Annotated in this window: 14 protein-coding genes; 3 read left to right on the forward strand and 11 right to left on the reverse strand. The window is 59.2% G+C overall.

All coding sequences use genetic code 11. From position 1 onward, the window contains the following. Window positions 1-219 precede the first annotated feature (219 nt). The 8 genes from era to rpoZ all read right to left on the reverse strand — a co-directional run bounded on the left by era (window position 220) and on the right by rpoZ (window position 7,234). Window positions 220-1,170: a GTPase Era gene (era, locus tag PL599_RS17855; RefSeq protein ID WP_165691172.1), complete on the reverse strand. Its 951-nt coding sequence runs from the start codon at window positions 1,168-1,170 to the stop codon at window positions 220-222. Between the two features lie 78 nt (window positions 1,171-1,248). Next, entirely contained in the window at window positions 1,249-1,962 is a 714-nt protein-coding gene (rnc, locus tag PL599_RS17860) for a ribonuclease III (RefSeq protein WP_080791041.1), read from the reverse strand. Further along, on the reverse strand, window positions 1,959-2,705 hold the full coding sequence (lepB, locus tag PL599_RS17865; protein WP_080791042.1) for a signal peptidase I: 747 nt from the start codon (window positions 2,703-2,705) through the stop codon (window positions 1,959-1,961). The genes rnc and lepB overlap by 4 nt, the downstream gene beginning before the upstream one ends. A 206-nt stretch (window positions 2,706-2,911) precedes the next feature. Then, complete coding sequence (gene acpS, locus PL599_RS17870) at window positions 2,912-3,316, reverse strand: holo-ACP synthase (protein WP_077982611.1); 405 nt, start codon at window positions 3,314-3,316, stop codon at window positions 2,912-2,914. Beyond that, window positions 3,313-3,891, reverse strand: a complete 579-nt coding sequence (locus PL599_RS17875) for a DUF2062 domain-containing protein (RefSeq protein ID WP_142912495.1) — start codon at window positions 3,889-3,891, stop codon at window positions 3,313-3,315. The genes acpS and PL599_RS17875 overlap by 4 nt, the downstream gene beginning before the upstream one ends. A 242-nt stretch (window positions 3,892-4,133) precedes the next feature. Beyond that, window positions 4,134-4,280 carry a hypothetical protein gene (locus tag PL599_RS17880; protein ID WP_003496944.1) on the reverse strand — a complete coding sequence of 49 codons (147 nt, stop codon included), beginning with the start codon at window positions 4,278-4,280 and terminating at the stop codon, window positions 4,134-4,136. Between the two features lie 197 nt (window positions 4,281-4,477). Continuing rightward, window positions 4,478-6,712 carry a RelA/SpoT family protein gene (locus tag PL599_RS17885; protein WP_173988536.1) on the reverse strand — a complete coding sequence of 745 codons (2,235 nt, stop codon included), beginning with the start codon at window positions 6,710-6,712 and terminating at the stop codon, window positions 4,478-4,480. Window positions 6,713-6,844: 132 nt separating this feature from the next. Further along, window positions 6,845-7,234, reverse strand: a complete 390-nt coding sequence (gene rpoZ, locus PL599_RS17890; protein ID WP_077982613.1) for a DNA-directed RNA polymerase subunit omega — start codon at window positions 7,232-7,234, stop codon at window positions 6,845-6,847. 392 nt (window positions 7,235-7,626) lie between these two features. Here rpoZ and PL599_RS17895 point away from each other — a divergent pair, with 392 nt between their 5' ends. Beyond that, window positions 7,627-8,196, forward strand: a complete 570-nt coding sequence (locus PL599_RS17895) for a LabA-like NYN domain-containing protein (protein WP_004440903.1) — start codon at window positions 7,627-7,629, stop codon at window positions 8,194-8,196. Window positions 8,197-8,410: 214 nt separating this feature from the next. Beyond that, window positions 8,411-9,910, forward strand: a complete 1,500-nt coding sequence (locus PL599_RS17900) for a methyl-accepting chemotaxis protein (RefSeq protein WP_269824173.1) — start codon at window positions 8,411-8,413, stop codon at window positions 9,908-9,910. A 186-nt stretch (window positions 9,911-10,096) separates the two neighbouring features. On the opposite strand, the gene smpB is transcribed toward PL599_RS17900, so the two are convergent. Together smpB and dapA are read right to left on the reverse strand one after the other, a co-directional pair. After that, window positions 10,097-10,579, reverse strand: a complete 483-nt coding sequence (gene smpB, locus PL599_RS17905) for an SsrA-binding protein SmpB (protein WP_142912493.1) — start codon at window positions 10,577-10,579, stop codon at window positions 10,097-10,099. A gap of 161 nt (window positions 10,580-10,740) precedes the next feature. Then, a complete protein-coding gene (gene dapA, locus PL599_RS17910; protein WP_077982991.1) occupies window positions 10,741-11,625 on the reverse strand; it encodes a 4-hydroxy-tetrahydrodipicolinate synthase in 885 nt (294 codons plus the stop codon). A gap of 362 nt (window positions 11,626-11,987) precedes the next feature. Between dapA and PL599_RS17915 the strand changes: the two genes are divergently transcribed. Continuing rightward, a complete protein-coding gene (locus PL599_RS17915; RefSeq protein ID WP_269824172.1) occupies window positions 11,988-14,060 on the forward strand; it encodes a lytic transglycosylase domain-containing protein in 2,073 nt (690 codons plus the stop codon). A 144-nt stretch (window positions 14,061-14,204) separates the two neighbouring features. Here PL599_RS17915 and PL599_RS17920 read toward each other — a convergent pair. Next, a partial coding sequence (locus PL599_RS17920; protein ID WP_271359477.1) for a porin occupies window positions 14,205-14,722 on the reverse strand: 518 nt, incomplete at its 5' end.

Genomic DNA, 14,722 nt, shown 5'->3' on the forward strand with positions numbered 1-14,722 from the left:
GCGCCCAATTGTTTTGGAACAACCCGCACGAACGTATTCGGTTCCCGATGGTGGGTGAAGATTTGTGAAGCTTACCTTGCACTCCTCCCTTATTCCTGTGCCTGTCACGGGAATCCAGCCCACGCGCGTCTGCGCGGCGGGAAGAACTCCTTTCAGCCCAAGGACTTGGCTGGCTGGATCCCTGTGACAGGCACAGGGATGAGGGAGGATGCCTGGCAACTAGCCTCGCGGGAATTCCAGACCCATTTCACGGAAGCGCTCGGGGTCATCGCCCCAGTTCTCGCGCACCTTCACAAACAGGAAGAGATGCACCGGCTGCTCGAGGATCTCTGACAGTTCCTTGCGTGATGCGGTGGAGATCGCCTTGATAGCATCGCCGTTCTTGCCGAGCGCGATCTTCTTCTGGCTGTCGCGCTCGACATAGATCACCTGCTCGATGCGCACGGAGCCGTCCTTGCGTTCCTCCCACTTTTCCGTCTCGACATGCGAGGCATAGGGCAGTTCCTGATGCAGGCGCAGGAACAGCTTTTCGCGGGTGATTTCGGCGGCGAGCTGGCGCATCGGCAGGTCGGAAATCTGGTCCTCCGGATAATACCACGGACCTTCCGGCAATTCGGCGGCCAGGTAGTTCATCAGGTCTTCACAGCCCGAGCCATTGGTTGCCGAAATCATGAAAGTGCGGTCAAACGCGACCGTCTCATTGGCGGCGGCAGCGAGCTTCAGGAGGTCTTCCCGCTTCACCTGATCGATCTTGTTGAGGCAGAGGATTTTCTTCTGCGGAACATCCTTCAGTCCTTCGAGAATGGCCTCGGCATCGCCCTTCAGGCCGCGTTCGCTATCGATCAGCAGCAGGATGAGATCGGCATCCTTCGCGCCACCCCAGGCGGAGGTGACCATCGCGCGGTCCAGCCGGCGGCGCGGTTTGAAGATACCGGGCGTGTCCATGAACACGATCTGGGCGTTGTCGTGAATGGCGATGCCGCGCATCACGGCGCGCGTCGTCTGCACCTTGTGGCTGACGATCGAAACCTTGGCGCCCACCAGCCGGTTCACCAGCGTCGACTTGCCGGCATTGGTCGGGCCGATGAGGGCCACGAAGCCGGAATGGGTCGGAAGGGCATTGTCTTCGCCTTCAACGGCGGGGTTTTCGTGGTCGGTCATGATATCCATTCAAGGTCAGAGGTATTCAACATGCGGCCAAAGGGCCCACATGCGCTCGATTGCAGCGCCCGTTCAGGGCACTCAGTCTCAGGTGGAGGATTTCTGCCAGACGCCTTCGCGTTCCAGCAATCTCGTTGCCGCCACCTGTTCGGCCGCGCGCTTGGAGCGCTCGACACCGGTCTCCGGCTTCACGCCGGGAATTTCCACCGTCACCGTGAAGCGTGGATCGTGATCCGGTCCGGAGCGATCGTCAATACGGTAGGAGGGCGTGGTTGCAAATCTGGCATGCGCCCATTCCTGCAATTCGGTCTTGGCGTCGCGCCGCCCGGCATCCACGCTCGTGGCCCGGCCTTGCCAGTATTTCAGAATGAATTTGCGCGACGCTTCCAGCCCGCCATCCAGATAGATGGTGGCGATCAGGCTTTCGACCACGTCGGCGCGCACGTTGAGCATCGCCTTGCCAGTCAGCTTCTTCACATCCGAACCGGTGCGGATGAAATTGTGCAGGCCCATCTCGTCGCCGATCGCGGCGCAGGATTCGGCGCTGACGAGCTGGTTCAGACGAACCGAAAGCTCGCCTTCGGTGGCGTTGCGGAAGGTGGAGAACAGCAGTTCGGCGACGCAGAGACCGAGAACACGGTCGCCTAAAAATTCCAGCCGCTCGTAATTGCCGGCCGCGGCGGAGCGGGCGCTGGCATGGGTCAAGGCCCGGTCGAGCCGGGCCTTTTCCTTGAACTCATATCCGATCAACGCTTCCAGACGGGAAATCTCGTCCGCCGAAAGCGGCTTGGTCTTGCTCATTCCACAACCTTGAAGAGGCGGTCCCAACGCATGTTGGCGGGCCAATCCCAAATGCGGCTGAACGGCGTGTCATTGCCCAGCGAGAAGAAGATGACGCTGGCGCGGCCGATCAGGTTTTCTTCCGGTACGAAACCGACGTCGAAACGACTGTCGAGCGAATTGTCTCTGTTGTCGCCCATCATGAAATAATGGCCTTCCGGCACCACGAATTCGCGGGTGTTGTCGCCGCGCGAGTCGGGCGACTGGTCGAGCGTATCGTAGGTGACGCCATTGTCGAGCGTTTCGCGAAAGACAGGCACATTGGCGCCCGGATCGGCGCGGTAATCGGAGGTGAAGGTGCCGTCGGGCTGCTTGGGAACCGGCTGACCGTTGATGAACAGCACGCCGTTCGTCACCTGGATGCGATCACCGGGTAAGCCGACGAGGCGCTTGATGTAATCGACTTCAGGATTGGGCGGCAAGCGGAAGACCACGACATCGCCGCGCTTCGGCTTGCTGAATTCGAGGATACGGCCCGAAAACAGGTTCGGCGAAAAGGGCAGCGAATATTTCGAATAGCCGTAGGAGAACTTGTTGACGAAAAGATAGTCGCCCACCAGCAGCGTCGGCATCATAGAGCCGGACGGGATCGTGAAGGGCTGAAACAGCACGGTGCGGATGACCATGGCCAGCAGCAGCGCCTGAATGATGACCTTGACGTTCTCCCAGAGGGCGTTCTGCTTCTTTTCAGCTTTTTCCGACACTTAAAGACCTGCCTGATTGTTTCCCGGCTTCTTCGATTTCAGAAGCTCCCGGGCCGTTGCCTATCGCGCCTGCGGCGGGTGATGCTGTCTCACGCGGCCGGCAAGGCTTTCATATTTCTGCGACTTCTCTAGAACCTTTCCAGCCCGAAGGGAAGCGCTTCTGTGACACGTCCGCAAATAGGACGCCAATGCGGCTTCACCGGGTCTTACCCGTTCACGGGAAGCGCCTCGATAATCACAAATGCCTGAGCATAGGGAAAATCATCCGTGATCGTCAGGTGAATATTGGCGCGGTGGCCGGCGGGCAGCAGCGCCGTCAGCCTTTCCCCTGCCCCATTGGTCAACACCATGGTCGGCTTGCCGCCCGGCAGATTGACGACGCCCATATCCTTCCAGAAAACGCCGTTCGCAAGGCCGGTGCCCAGCGCCTTGGAACAGGCTTCCTTGGCGGCGAAACGCTTGGCATAGGAAGCGGCGCGGTTCTTGCGGCCATCGGATTTGGCGCGCTCGATATCGGTGAAACAGCGATGGGTGAAGCGCTCGCCGAAACGTTCGATCGATTTTTCAACGCGGCGGATGTCGATCAGGTCGCTGCCCAATCCAATGATCATTTCAACATCTCCAGAGAAGCATTCTTGTTGGCGGCGCGATGCGCGAGATTTTCCATCTTGCGCCGCTGGAAACCGCTGATGAGACCATAAACGGCGATATAGGCGACGACCGCGCTGACAAGGGCGGGAAAAAACGCGCCGATTGTCATGGGTTCCAGCACCGGCGTCCATATCTGACGGAATTCGAGATGGCTGAACAGCGCCACGAAATCCACATCCGCTGCGCTTTCGATCTTCTGCCGACCGAGGATGAAGTGCCCCAGTTCCCAGGTGGATGCCCAGATGAACGGAAATGTCAGTGGATTGGCAAAGGTGGTGCCGAGCGCGGCAGCGACGAGATTGACACGCATCAGAAAACCGAGCGCCATGGCAATGATGATATGGACACCGAGAAAGGGTGTCCAGGCCACGGCCACACCGATGGCGACACCGGCGGCGACGGAATGCGGAGACGCGGAAAGCCGCAGCAGACGCAGCTTCATATAGCGCAGCGAACGGGAAAACCCCGTGCGCGGCCAAAACAGGTCGCGAATCTTCTCTGAAAAACCAACGGGTTCACGGCGGCGAAACGGCATGGGATGCAGTTTATTTCATCGCCCGGGCCGAGCCAAGAGGCACAAGGCCATATTCAGAAGCGCGCCACAAGCAGCAGGGGCATGCGGCGCCGACTATCCATGCGGGAATGGCCACACAGCCCGCGATGCCCGCGCTTCTCGCGCGCACCTTCTTGTCTCTAGAGGTCAGCCTTCACGTCAACCAATATGGCTGCCCGCGCTGATCCAAACGCATGGCGAAGGGCTGCCATGCGCTGAGCGCATTACCGGCGGAACAGGCCGCGGTCGATTTCGCGCTGGCGGAATTCGAGGTCGACATTCGATACCGAACCGCTGAGATATTCGAATTCGCGTTCCTGGGTGGTCTTGCCACGAACGGCGCGGGCGATCTTGCGAAGCGGAGTAAACATGATTTTCGGTCCTTTCGGTTTGGAACTGGCGTTTCTCATCGGTGTTCATCCACCGGCACGCCGCATTTCCTTCTCTTCAATTTCTGAGATGAAAATAGTCGCAAACCGCCTCCGCCACCAGAGACAGGAAAAGGCCGCTGCCATGCGTTCAACGCATAACAACGGCCTTGCAGTGCTTACAGAAGATCAAAAATGCCTCAATCGAAGGCACGCGTTACGGTCGAAACGCAATCGAGATCCTTGAGTTGCGACAGAAGCTGGTTCAGCTGCCTGAGATCCCAGACTTCGACATCCAGCGCCAGCTCGGAGAAATCCGTGCCGATGCGCACCATGTTGAGGCCGCGAATATTGACGTCCAGCGTGGCGATCGACTGCGCCACCGAGGCGAGCGTGCCCGGTTCGTTCAGCGCATTGATCATCACCCGCGCCATGAAGCGCGACTTGTTCGCCTCATCGAGGTCCCAGCGTACATCGATCCAGCGCTCCGGCTCATCGTCGAAGCGTTGAAGCGCCGGAGCCTGAATGGGATAGATGGTGATGCCCTTGCCATTTTCCATGATGCCGACGATGCGATCACCCGGTACGGCGCCGGCGGAACCGAAATGCACGTCGACATTGCCGGAAAGGCCACGGATGGGCAGCGGGTCCGGCCCATCCAGCATCTCGGCGGCACCATCGTCCTCAAGTACGGAGCGCGACTTGCCGGGTATCTTGAAGACCATGCCGGAGGCGCTGCGCATGTTGAACCAGCCATCGTCGCCGGTCATCTTCACCGTCACACGCTCATCCTGATAATCCGGATAGACCGCACGCAGCACATCGAGCGACGAGACCTCACCACGGCCGACGGCAGCGATGGCATCTTCGACATCCTTCTGCGCCAGACGATGCAGCACGGGCTTCAGCGCATCCCGGGAGAAGGCCTTGCCGGCGCGTTCGAAGGTACGTTCCAGAATGCGATAACCGAGGCCGGAATATTGCTTGCGGATGGCCATGCGGGTGGCGCGGCGAATGGCAGAACGCGCCTTGCCGGTCACCACCACCTCTTCCCAGGCGGCGGGCGGCACCTGCACGCCGGAGCGGATGATCTCCACCTCGTCACCATTGTTCAAGCGAGTGACGAGCGGCATGATCCGCCCGTTGATCTTGGCGCCGACCGTGGTGTCGCCGATATTGGTGTGCACCGCATAGGCGAAATCGATGGGGGTGGCGCCGCGCGGCAGGGCGATCAGCTTGCCCTTGGGCGTGAAGCAGAACACCTGATCCTGGAACAGCTCGAGCTTCGTATGCTCGAGGAATTCTTCCGGGCTGTCGCCTTCGGCCAGCGATTCGATGGTGTGGCGCAGCCAGGAATAGGCGTTCGATTCCGGCGAGAGCAGATCGCCCTCCCCGTTTTCGCCATCCTTGTAAAGCGCATGGGCCGCGATGCCGAATTCGGCGATCTCATGCATGCGCTTGGTGCGGATCTGCAGCTCGATACGCTGGCGCGAAGGACCGACGATGGTGGTGTGGATGGAACGGTAGTCGTTCTGCTTCGGTGTGGAGATATAGTCCTTGAACCGGCCCGGCACCACGCGCCAGCGCGTATGCACGATGCCCAACGCCCGGTAGCAAGAGGGAATGTCATCCACCAGAATGCGGAAACCGTAGACATCGGAAAGCTGCTCGAAGGAGAGCGACTTCGACTGCATCTTGCGAAACACCGAATAGGGCTTCTTCTGACGCCCCTTCACGCCTGCCCCGACCAGCCCGTTTGCCACGAGAAGCTCGCGCAACTCGTCCTCGATCTTCTTGATCAGCCCTTCATTGCGCGTTTCCAGCTCCTGAAGACGGTTGGTCACCGTCTCATAGGCTTCAGGGTTAAGGTAACGGAAGGACAGGTCCTCCAGCTCGTCGCGCATATCCTGCATGCCCATGCGGCCGGCGAGCGGCGCATAGATTTCCATGGTTTCTTCGGAAATGCGGCTGCGCTTGTCGGCCGGCATATATTCCATGGTGCGCATATTGTGCAGGCGGTCGGCAAGCTTCACCAGAAGGACACGCACGTCATCGGAAATGGCGAGCAGCAGCTTGCGCAGGTTTTCGGCCTGTTTCGCCTTGCGGGTGACGAGGTCGAGCTTCTTGAGCTTGGTCAGTCCCTCCACCAGCCGGCCGATATCCTCGCCGAAAAGCTCGTCGATTTCTGCGCGGGTGGCGGTGGTGTCCTCGATCGTATCGTGCAGCAACGCCACCGCGATGGTCGATTCGTCGAGATGCATTTCAGTGAGGATTGCGGCAACTTCCAGCGGATGCGAAATATAGGGGTCGCCATTGGCCCGCTTCTGCTGGCCATGTTTCTGCATCGCGTAAACATAGGCCTTGTTGAGCAGGGCCTCATTCGCATCCGGTTTATATTTTTGAACCCGCTCGACGAGTTCGTATTGCCGCATCATGCGATATTCCACAAAAAGAAAGCGCGCCAACCTTGGGGTTGGCGCACAATGCTGCATCAATAGGGATCAGATTATGACGGCAACTATTGACAGACAGTAACCGTCGCCTGCCAAAGGCATCATAAAACCGGATCAATAATCGTCGTTTTTTTCCGGCGGCACAAGGCCTTCGATACCGGCCAGCAGTTCTTCTTCCGACATCTGGTCGAAAGTGACGGTTTCCGGCTGGTCGTCGTCTTCGCCCTCGGCAGCGGAGGCGGCGAGCGTGACCGGATCGGGCTCGGGCTCGTCCACTTCCACGTGCTTCTGCAGCGAGTGGATCAGGTCTTCCTTCAGATCGTCGGGAGACAGTGTCTCGTCAGCAATTTCGCGCAGCGCCACAACCGGGTTCTTGTCGTTGTCGCGGTCAACCGTGATGGAAGACCCTTGAGAAATCTGGCGCGCACGGTGGCTGGCGAGAAGCACCAGCTCGAAACGGTTGTCTACTTTATCAATGCAATCTTCAACTGTGACGCGGGCCATTGCCTGTCCTTTGCGGGTCGTAATGTCGTGGATCAGAGCGCCGTGCGATGTTCGGGGTGCACAAGGGTTACTCTAACCTATTGAATCTGCGCTTCGTGCCTTGCGAAAAACATTCAAGATTTCTCGCGACGACGCTTTCCAGCCTCCGATACAGCCATTGGCCGCGGAATTCAAGTTTTTCCTGTCTTTGGCGTCTTTTGGCACCATATCGCCCATGTTTGGCGTCTGATGAGCAAAATGTCTAGAAGAATTGTCTTGGAATAAGGGGGAAGGTAGCTTACTTAAAACGCAACGGCGACACGCAAAGCGCGTTGATACGACATGTTTTTTTGCGTCATCGACCGGATATAAAAGCCAGATAATGGCCTTTCCAAGAAAAGGAATGGGATGGAATGTTCGATCCACGGGAGAAAATTGCGCTCTTCATAGACGGAGCCAATCTTTATGCAGCATCGAAAAGCCTGGGATTCGATATCGACTACCGCAAGCTCCTGAAGGCGTTTCAAAAGCGCGGATACCTGCTGCGCGCCTATTATTATACGGCGCTCATCGAGGATCAGGAATATTCCTCGATCCGCCCGCTGATCGACTGGCTGGATTATAACGGCTACAAGGTCGTGACAAAGCCGGCGAAGGAATTCACCGACGCACTCGGCCGCCGCAAGATCAAGGGCAACATGGATATCGAACTCGCAGTCGATGCCATGGAACAGTCCGAGACGGTCGATCACCTGGTGCTCTTCTCCGGCGACGGCGATTTCACCACTCTGGTGGATGCGCTGCAGCGCAAGGGCCGCAAGGTTTCGGTGGTTTCCACCATGGCCACGCAGCCTGCGATGATCGCCGACGACTTGCGCCGACAGGCCGATCACTTCATCGATCTGATGACGCTGAAGGCCGAGATCGGGCGCGACCCGAACGAGCGCCCCGCCCGGCACGCAGAGGGTCCGGAGACGGTTTGACCCTGGTTTAGACACCGCAGACTTTTAAAGGCGTCCGTTGAAAAACGGGCGCCTTTTTTGTTTTGCGCTGATCGCCCAAGGTAAAATTCCTTTTAAACTTAACAAACATCAAATCCGGTCAGTCGAAATTATATCTTGGTTAATTTTAGACGTGTCTAAATCACGCAAAGACACCAGTTACGTGATTTGGGGTGTCAAAGCAGGATGACTAGACATGCACGGCCAAGCAAAAACCGACCGACAACTTGATGAACGACTGAATTTTCTGGGGCTTGGCCACGGTGAGCGGCAAAATCTTTCAGACATGAAGGGCGTCATTACCGGCTCCCTCGATGCGTCCCTCGATCGCTTTTACGCCAAGGCCCGCTCGGTGCCGGAGACGGCGAAGTTCTTCACCAGCGAGGCCCATATCCAGCACGCCAAGGGCATGCAGCTCAAGCACTGGGAGAGGATAGCCTCCGGTACATTCAATGCGGATTATACCGATGCCGTAACCGCCATCGGCCGCACCCATGCAAGACTGGGGCTGGAGCCGAGGTGGTATATCGGTGGTTACGCGCTGATGCTGGATGGCATCGTCAAGGCCGTGATCGAGTCCGAATTGAAGGGCCTTTTCATGGAGAAGAAGGCCAAAAAGGTGAAGGACGCCCTCTCCGCCACCATCAAGGCCGCCCTTCTCGACATGGATTATTCGATCTCCGTCTATCTCGACGTGCTTGCCAGCGAGCGGCAAAAGGTCGAGGCCGAGCAGGCGCAGATGAAGAGGGAGCAGGATCACGTTCTCGAACTGCTCAACAATGCCCTCAACAAGCTGGCAAACGGCGACCTCACTTCCAGCATCGGCGAAAAGACCGCACCGCAGTTCGAGGGGCTGATCGCCAACTTCAACGCCGCGGTCGGCAATCTCTCCGGCGCCTTTGCGCAGATCGTCGAGGAAGCAAACAAGATTTCCAGCAATACCCGTGAACTGACTTCCGCGACCGACGACATGGCCCGCCGCACGGAGCAGCAGGCCGCCGCCCTTGAGGAAACCGCCGCCGCCGTCGAGGAAATCACCACCATTTCCAAATTGTCGGCGCAGCGTTCCGAAGAGGCCAAGGCCATCGTTGAAAGCTCGGCCGTTGAAGCCGCGCGCTCGCGCGATGTGGTGACGGAAGCGGTGAAGGCGATGGGCGCCATCGAGGAATCGTCGCAAAAGATCACCCAGATCATTTCCGTCATCGACGAGATTTCGTTCCAGACCAATCTTCTGGCGCTGAATGCCGGCGTGGAGGCTGCACGCGCCGGTGAGGCCGGCAAGGGCTTCGCCGTTGTCGCCCAGGAGGTGCGTGAACTCGCACAACGCTCCGCCAACGCCGCCAAGGAAATCAAGACGCTGATCGCCAAATCTTCCGACGATGTGATGCAGGGCGTTTCGCTGGTCAACAAGACGGGCGAATCCTTGAATACGATCGGCAACAAGGTCGATCATATTCAGGAACATATCGTCTCGCTGACAAAGGCGGCGCAGGAGCAGTCCGTCGGCATTCAGGAAATCAACGCCGCCATCAACAGCATGGACAATCTGACCCAGAAGAATGCGGCCATGGTGGAAGAAACCAACGCCGCCACGCATAATCTGAGCGATGTCAGCGCCAATCTGGCGGCGCTTGTCAGCCGGTTCAGCGTTTCGGCAACGCGGGCGCATGTGGAGCGGACGTATCGGGCTGCTTGAGACATGACCGGAGTGATCTTCACTCCGTCACCCCGGAGCTGATCCGGGGGCCAGCGTGATCAAGTCCTTGATCACCAGAGACTCTTTCACGGCACAGACGCGCCGTGGCTGGATGCCGGATCTAGCCCGGCATGACGGAGGTACATGTCGCGAAAGGCGGCAAATCCCCTGCCCGGCCAAACCGGTTCAGGCGTTGCCGCCCTTCAGCAACCGCGACTTCTGCCGGTTCCAGTCGCGTTCCTTTTCGGTCTCGCGCTTGTCGTGCAGCTTCTTGCCCTTGGCGAGCGCCAGTTCCAGCTTGGCGCGACCCTTGTCGTTGAAATAGACTTTCAACGGTACCAGCGTCATGCCTTCACGGTTGATGCCGGCGCGCAGACGGTTGATCTCGCGCTTGCTCAAAAGCAGCTTGCGGCGGCGGCGCGGCTCGTGGTTGAAGCGGTTGGCCTGCAGATATTCCGGCAGGTGGGAATTGATGAGCCAGATTTCATCGCCCTCGTCCGAAGCGTAGGATTCGGCGATATTCGCCTTGCCTTCGCGCAGCGACTTGACCTCGGTGCCGGTCAGCACCAGCCCTGCCTCATAGGTATCGATGATTTCGTAGTTAAAACGAGCCTTGCGGTTTTCCGCAACGATCTTGTTCACCACGCGCTGGCTGCCTTTGGGGGCCATGATATTTCAATCCCTTGTTTTTCTTATTGCGCCTTCGGCTTACCGCCGAGAGCGGTTTTCGAACCCCTATTTAATGTTGTCGTCGCGAAAAGAAAAGGCGCGCCGAACGGCTTCTGTCGCGAAGCGGTTCATGGCGCGCCTTAAACGCTTTCGGGCCTGCCTCAGTTCATCAGGCCGGCATGCTTCAGCGCCGCATCGATGGCCGCTTCCGTTGCCGGTTCCAGCGTGCTCATCAAGGGCGAGCGGACCCGGCGATTGCCGCCGCGCGTCTTCGACAGCGCATATTTGGTGCCGCAGACGCCGGGCTCCATGAAGATCGCCTTGTGCAGCGGCATCAGGCGATCCTGATATTCCAGCGCCTTGGCATAATCGCCGGCGAGCATTGCCGCCTGGAATTCCGAACAGAGGCGCGGCGCGACATTGGCGGAGACCGAAATGCAACCAACGCCGCCATGGGCGTTGAAGCCGAGCGCCGTGCCATCCTCGCCCGAAAGCTGGATGAAGTCCTTGCCGCAGGAAATGCGCTGCTCGGAAACGCGGTCGATCTTGCCGGTCGCGTCCTTGACGCCAATGATATTCTTATGCGCCTTGACCAGCGCACCCATGGTTTCCGGCGACATGTCGACCACCGAGCGCGGCGGGATATTGTAGATGACGATTGGCAGTTTCACGGCTTCGGCGACTGCCGAGAAATGGGCGAACAGGCCCTTCTGCGTCGGCTTGTTATAGTAGGGTGTGACCACCAGGAGCGCATCCGCACCGGCTTCCTGCGCATGCAGCGCAAGCTCGATCGCTTCATCGGTATTGTTGGAGCCTGCGCCCGCAATGACCGGAACCCGTTTCGCCGCCACCTCGATGCACAGCTCGACGACCCGTTTGTGTTCGTCGTGGGAGAGGGTTGGAGATTCCCCTGTCGTGCCCACGGGCACAAGTCCGCTGCTGCCTTCGGCGATCTGCCATTCCACATGGGCGGCAAATGCCTGTTCGTCCACGGCGCCATTGTCCGTGAACGGGGTAATGAGGGCGGGAATTGATCCCTTGAACATGCAAAGCTCCTGGCGCCGAGCCGGTTCATGCTTCGGCCGCATTCGATGGTTAAAACCGGCACACATTAGAGCCAGCCCTTGACGCCGACAAGCGCAAAGGCACCGTATTTTGTCCGAAATTGTCGGAAGTGTGACAGTCTCCGGACCATGACCGGCAAGTGCAAAAAGCCGGCGCCGAAAAGAGACATCGCTCGCGAGCCGGTGAATAAAAGTTGATTGAATCGCGGGGCGGTTATTAAGATTTCATTAAGGCTGAAATCTCAAGATTCCGGTGTGGGACATCAGACCGTTTTCGGCAATCCTGCTGCAATGAAGCGATATTACAGGAAAATCGGCAACTCCTTTACACAATGAAGAACGGCATGAAAAAGACAGTCTGGGGATTGATGGCGGCGGGTCTTGCCGCAACCGTTTGGAACGCACTGGCCGGGCCGCTGCCGGAAGGTGCGGTGCCGCTTCCCTATGTCAAGCCGAACGCGCCTGCTGTTCCGGCCTTCATGCCGGCCTCGCCCGAGATCACCGGCGCCATACCGCGCCTTACCCGCCCCGATGATACCAGCCAGCTGAAGGCCGGCCTCGACGCGCTGTCCAGCCGCGATGCGGCCAGGGCAATCGCGCTGCGCAACACCATGCCGAGCGGCAGCCTCGACCGGCATATTCTCTCCTGGGCGATTGCCGTCTCCGGCCAGAAGGACGTGCCATCAGCCGAGATTGCTACTGCCCAGCGCGAACTGGCCGGCTGGCCCGGTGCCGCCACCCTGCGGGCCAATTCCGAAAAGGCGCTTTACCGGGAAGATCCGCCGACCGCGCAGGTGCTTTCAGCCTTCGGTAGCAGCCGGCCGGAAACCGCGGAAGGAACCGTCGTGCTTGCCAAGGCGCTCGCCTCCTCCGGTAAAACAGACGAATCGCAGCGTCTCATTCGCCAGCTCTGGGTCAGCGAAGGCATGGACAAGGACATGGAAGACCGTGTGCTTGCCGAGTTTCCCACCTATCTGACGCCGGCCGATCACAAGGCGCGCATGGATTATCTGATGTATCGCAGCCGCATCAGCCAGGCCAAGCGTTTCGGCGATCTCGGCAAGGCGCAGTCGCTTTATAATGCCTGGGCGGCGGTGCTACAGCGATCCGCCAATGCCACGGCGTTGCTGGGCAAGGTCGACGCCTCCTGGCGCAACGATCCGACCTATCTCTTCGCGCGCATCGAGAACCTGCGCAACCAGCAGAAATATCCGGAAGCCGCCGTGCTTCTGCGGCAGGCGCCGAAGGAAACGGCCAGGCTCGTCAACCCCGGCGAATGGTGGAACGAACGCCGTATCGTCGCCCGCGGCCTTGCCGATCTGGGTGATTTTGCCGAAGCCTATCGCATCGTCGCCAATCATTCGGCCACTTCAGCCGTCGATATTGCCGATGCAGAATTCCATGCCGGCTGGTATGCGCTGAGGGCGCTGCGCGATCCGGCGGCAGCCTCTCGCCATTTCAATACGTTGTTGCAGACGTCGAACCGGCCGCTTTCGGCCTCGCGCGCCTATTATTGGCTCGGACGGGCGGCGGAAGCGGGCGGACCGGGGAATGCCCGTGACTATTTCGAAAAAGCCGCCGCGCATCCCGGCACGTTTTACGGCCAGCTCGCCGCCGCGCGGATAGGTACGAAGACACTGAACGTCACCTATCCAAGCCCCAGCAGTGGCGACCGCGAACGTTTCGCCGGCCGCGAAGCCGTGCGCGCCATCGACCGGCTGGAGGCGGCGGGTTACGGCTGGCGGGCCGACAGCCTTTACCGCTCGCTCGCCGAACAGCTCGACAGCCCCGGCGAACTTGCCATTCTTGCAGCACGGGCCGAGGGCAACGGCAACCATCAGGTTTCGCTACAGATCGGCAAGACCGCCTTCAGCCGCGGCATCGATGCGGCCGCACTCGCCTATCCGCTCGGCGTCATTCCCGCCAGCGCCAATATTGCCGGCTCCGGCAAGGCGCTTGCCTATGCCATCGCCCGGCAGGAAAGCGCCTTCAACCCGGCCGCCGTCTCCGCCGCCAATGCGCGCGGCCTCTTGCAACTGCTGCCCGGAACAGCCAAGGGCGTGGCCGGACGGCATGGCCTGCCCTACATCCAGGCGCGACTGACCACCGATGCGGGTTATAACGCCACGCTCGGCGCACATTATCTCGGCGAGCAGATCGACAGTTTCGGCGGCTCCTATATCCTCACCTTCATCGCCTATAATGCCGGGCCCAAGCGCGTGCCGGAATGGATCGCCCGCTATGGCGACCCGCGCGGCAAGCCGATCGACGAGGTGATTGACTGGATCGAGCGCATCCCCTTCCCCGAAACCCGCAATTACGTGCAGCGGGTGATGGAGAATTATCAGGTCTACAAGACGAGGCTCGGGCAACAGGCCGATATCGTTGACGACCTGCGCCATGGGCGGGCGGGATAGAAACCCGGCACATCGGTTGATCGCTGTCAAACTATCGAAGCACCGGCAGGCCCGGTGCTTTTTTGTTTAACGGACTGACCGCACTCAAACAAAAAACCCCGGCATTTCTGCCGGGGTTTCCATCACTGACTATGTCAGATCAGATTAGAACGAACGCTGAAGGCGAACGAAACCAGTCCATTCTTCCGGTGCGTTGTCGGTGTCGGTGTAATTGGCAGTAACTTTCGCGGCCAGACCCTGTGTGATCTGGTAATCAACGGTAACACCTGCAGTCCAAGCATCATCGTTCGACCAGTCGTTAACAACGTAGTACGTCGTACCAGCAGCACCGCCAACAATGGGGGCGCCAGCGGCAGCGAATGCAGCAGAAGAGCCCTTCGCAGCAACATTACCAGAATATTGGAATGCAGGCGTAATCGTCAGTTTTTCAGTTGCCTTGATTGCGTATTCAGCAGCAACTGCCCACTCGGATTCAGCGTAGTAAGCGTTTACGCCAGAAGCCCAAACACCAGCAAGACCAAGCGTGCCGGGGCCGATGTCAGCCGTAGCGATGAGGCGGAGAGCGCCTTCTTCCTGGTCTACGTCGTAGCCACCGATGAACTGCAGCGATGCAGCGCCGAGCTTCGCACCGATACCAGCGGAGATACCGACGTTGTTGTCAG

The organism is Agrobacterium sp. ST15.16.055 (assembly GCF_027956555.1).
GTDB lineage: Bacteria > Pseudomonadota > Alphaproteobacteria > Rhizobiales > Rhizobiaceae > Agrobacterium > Agrobacterium salinitolerans.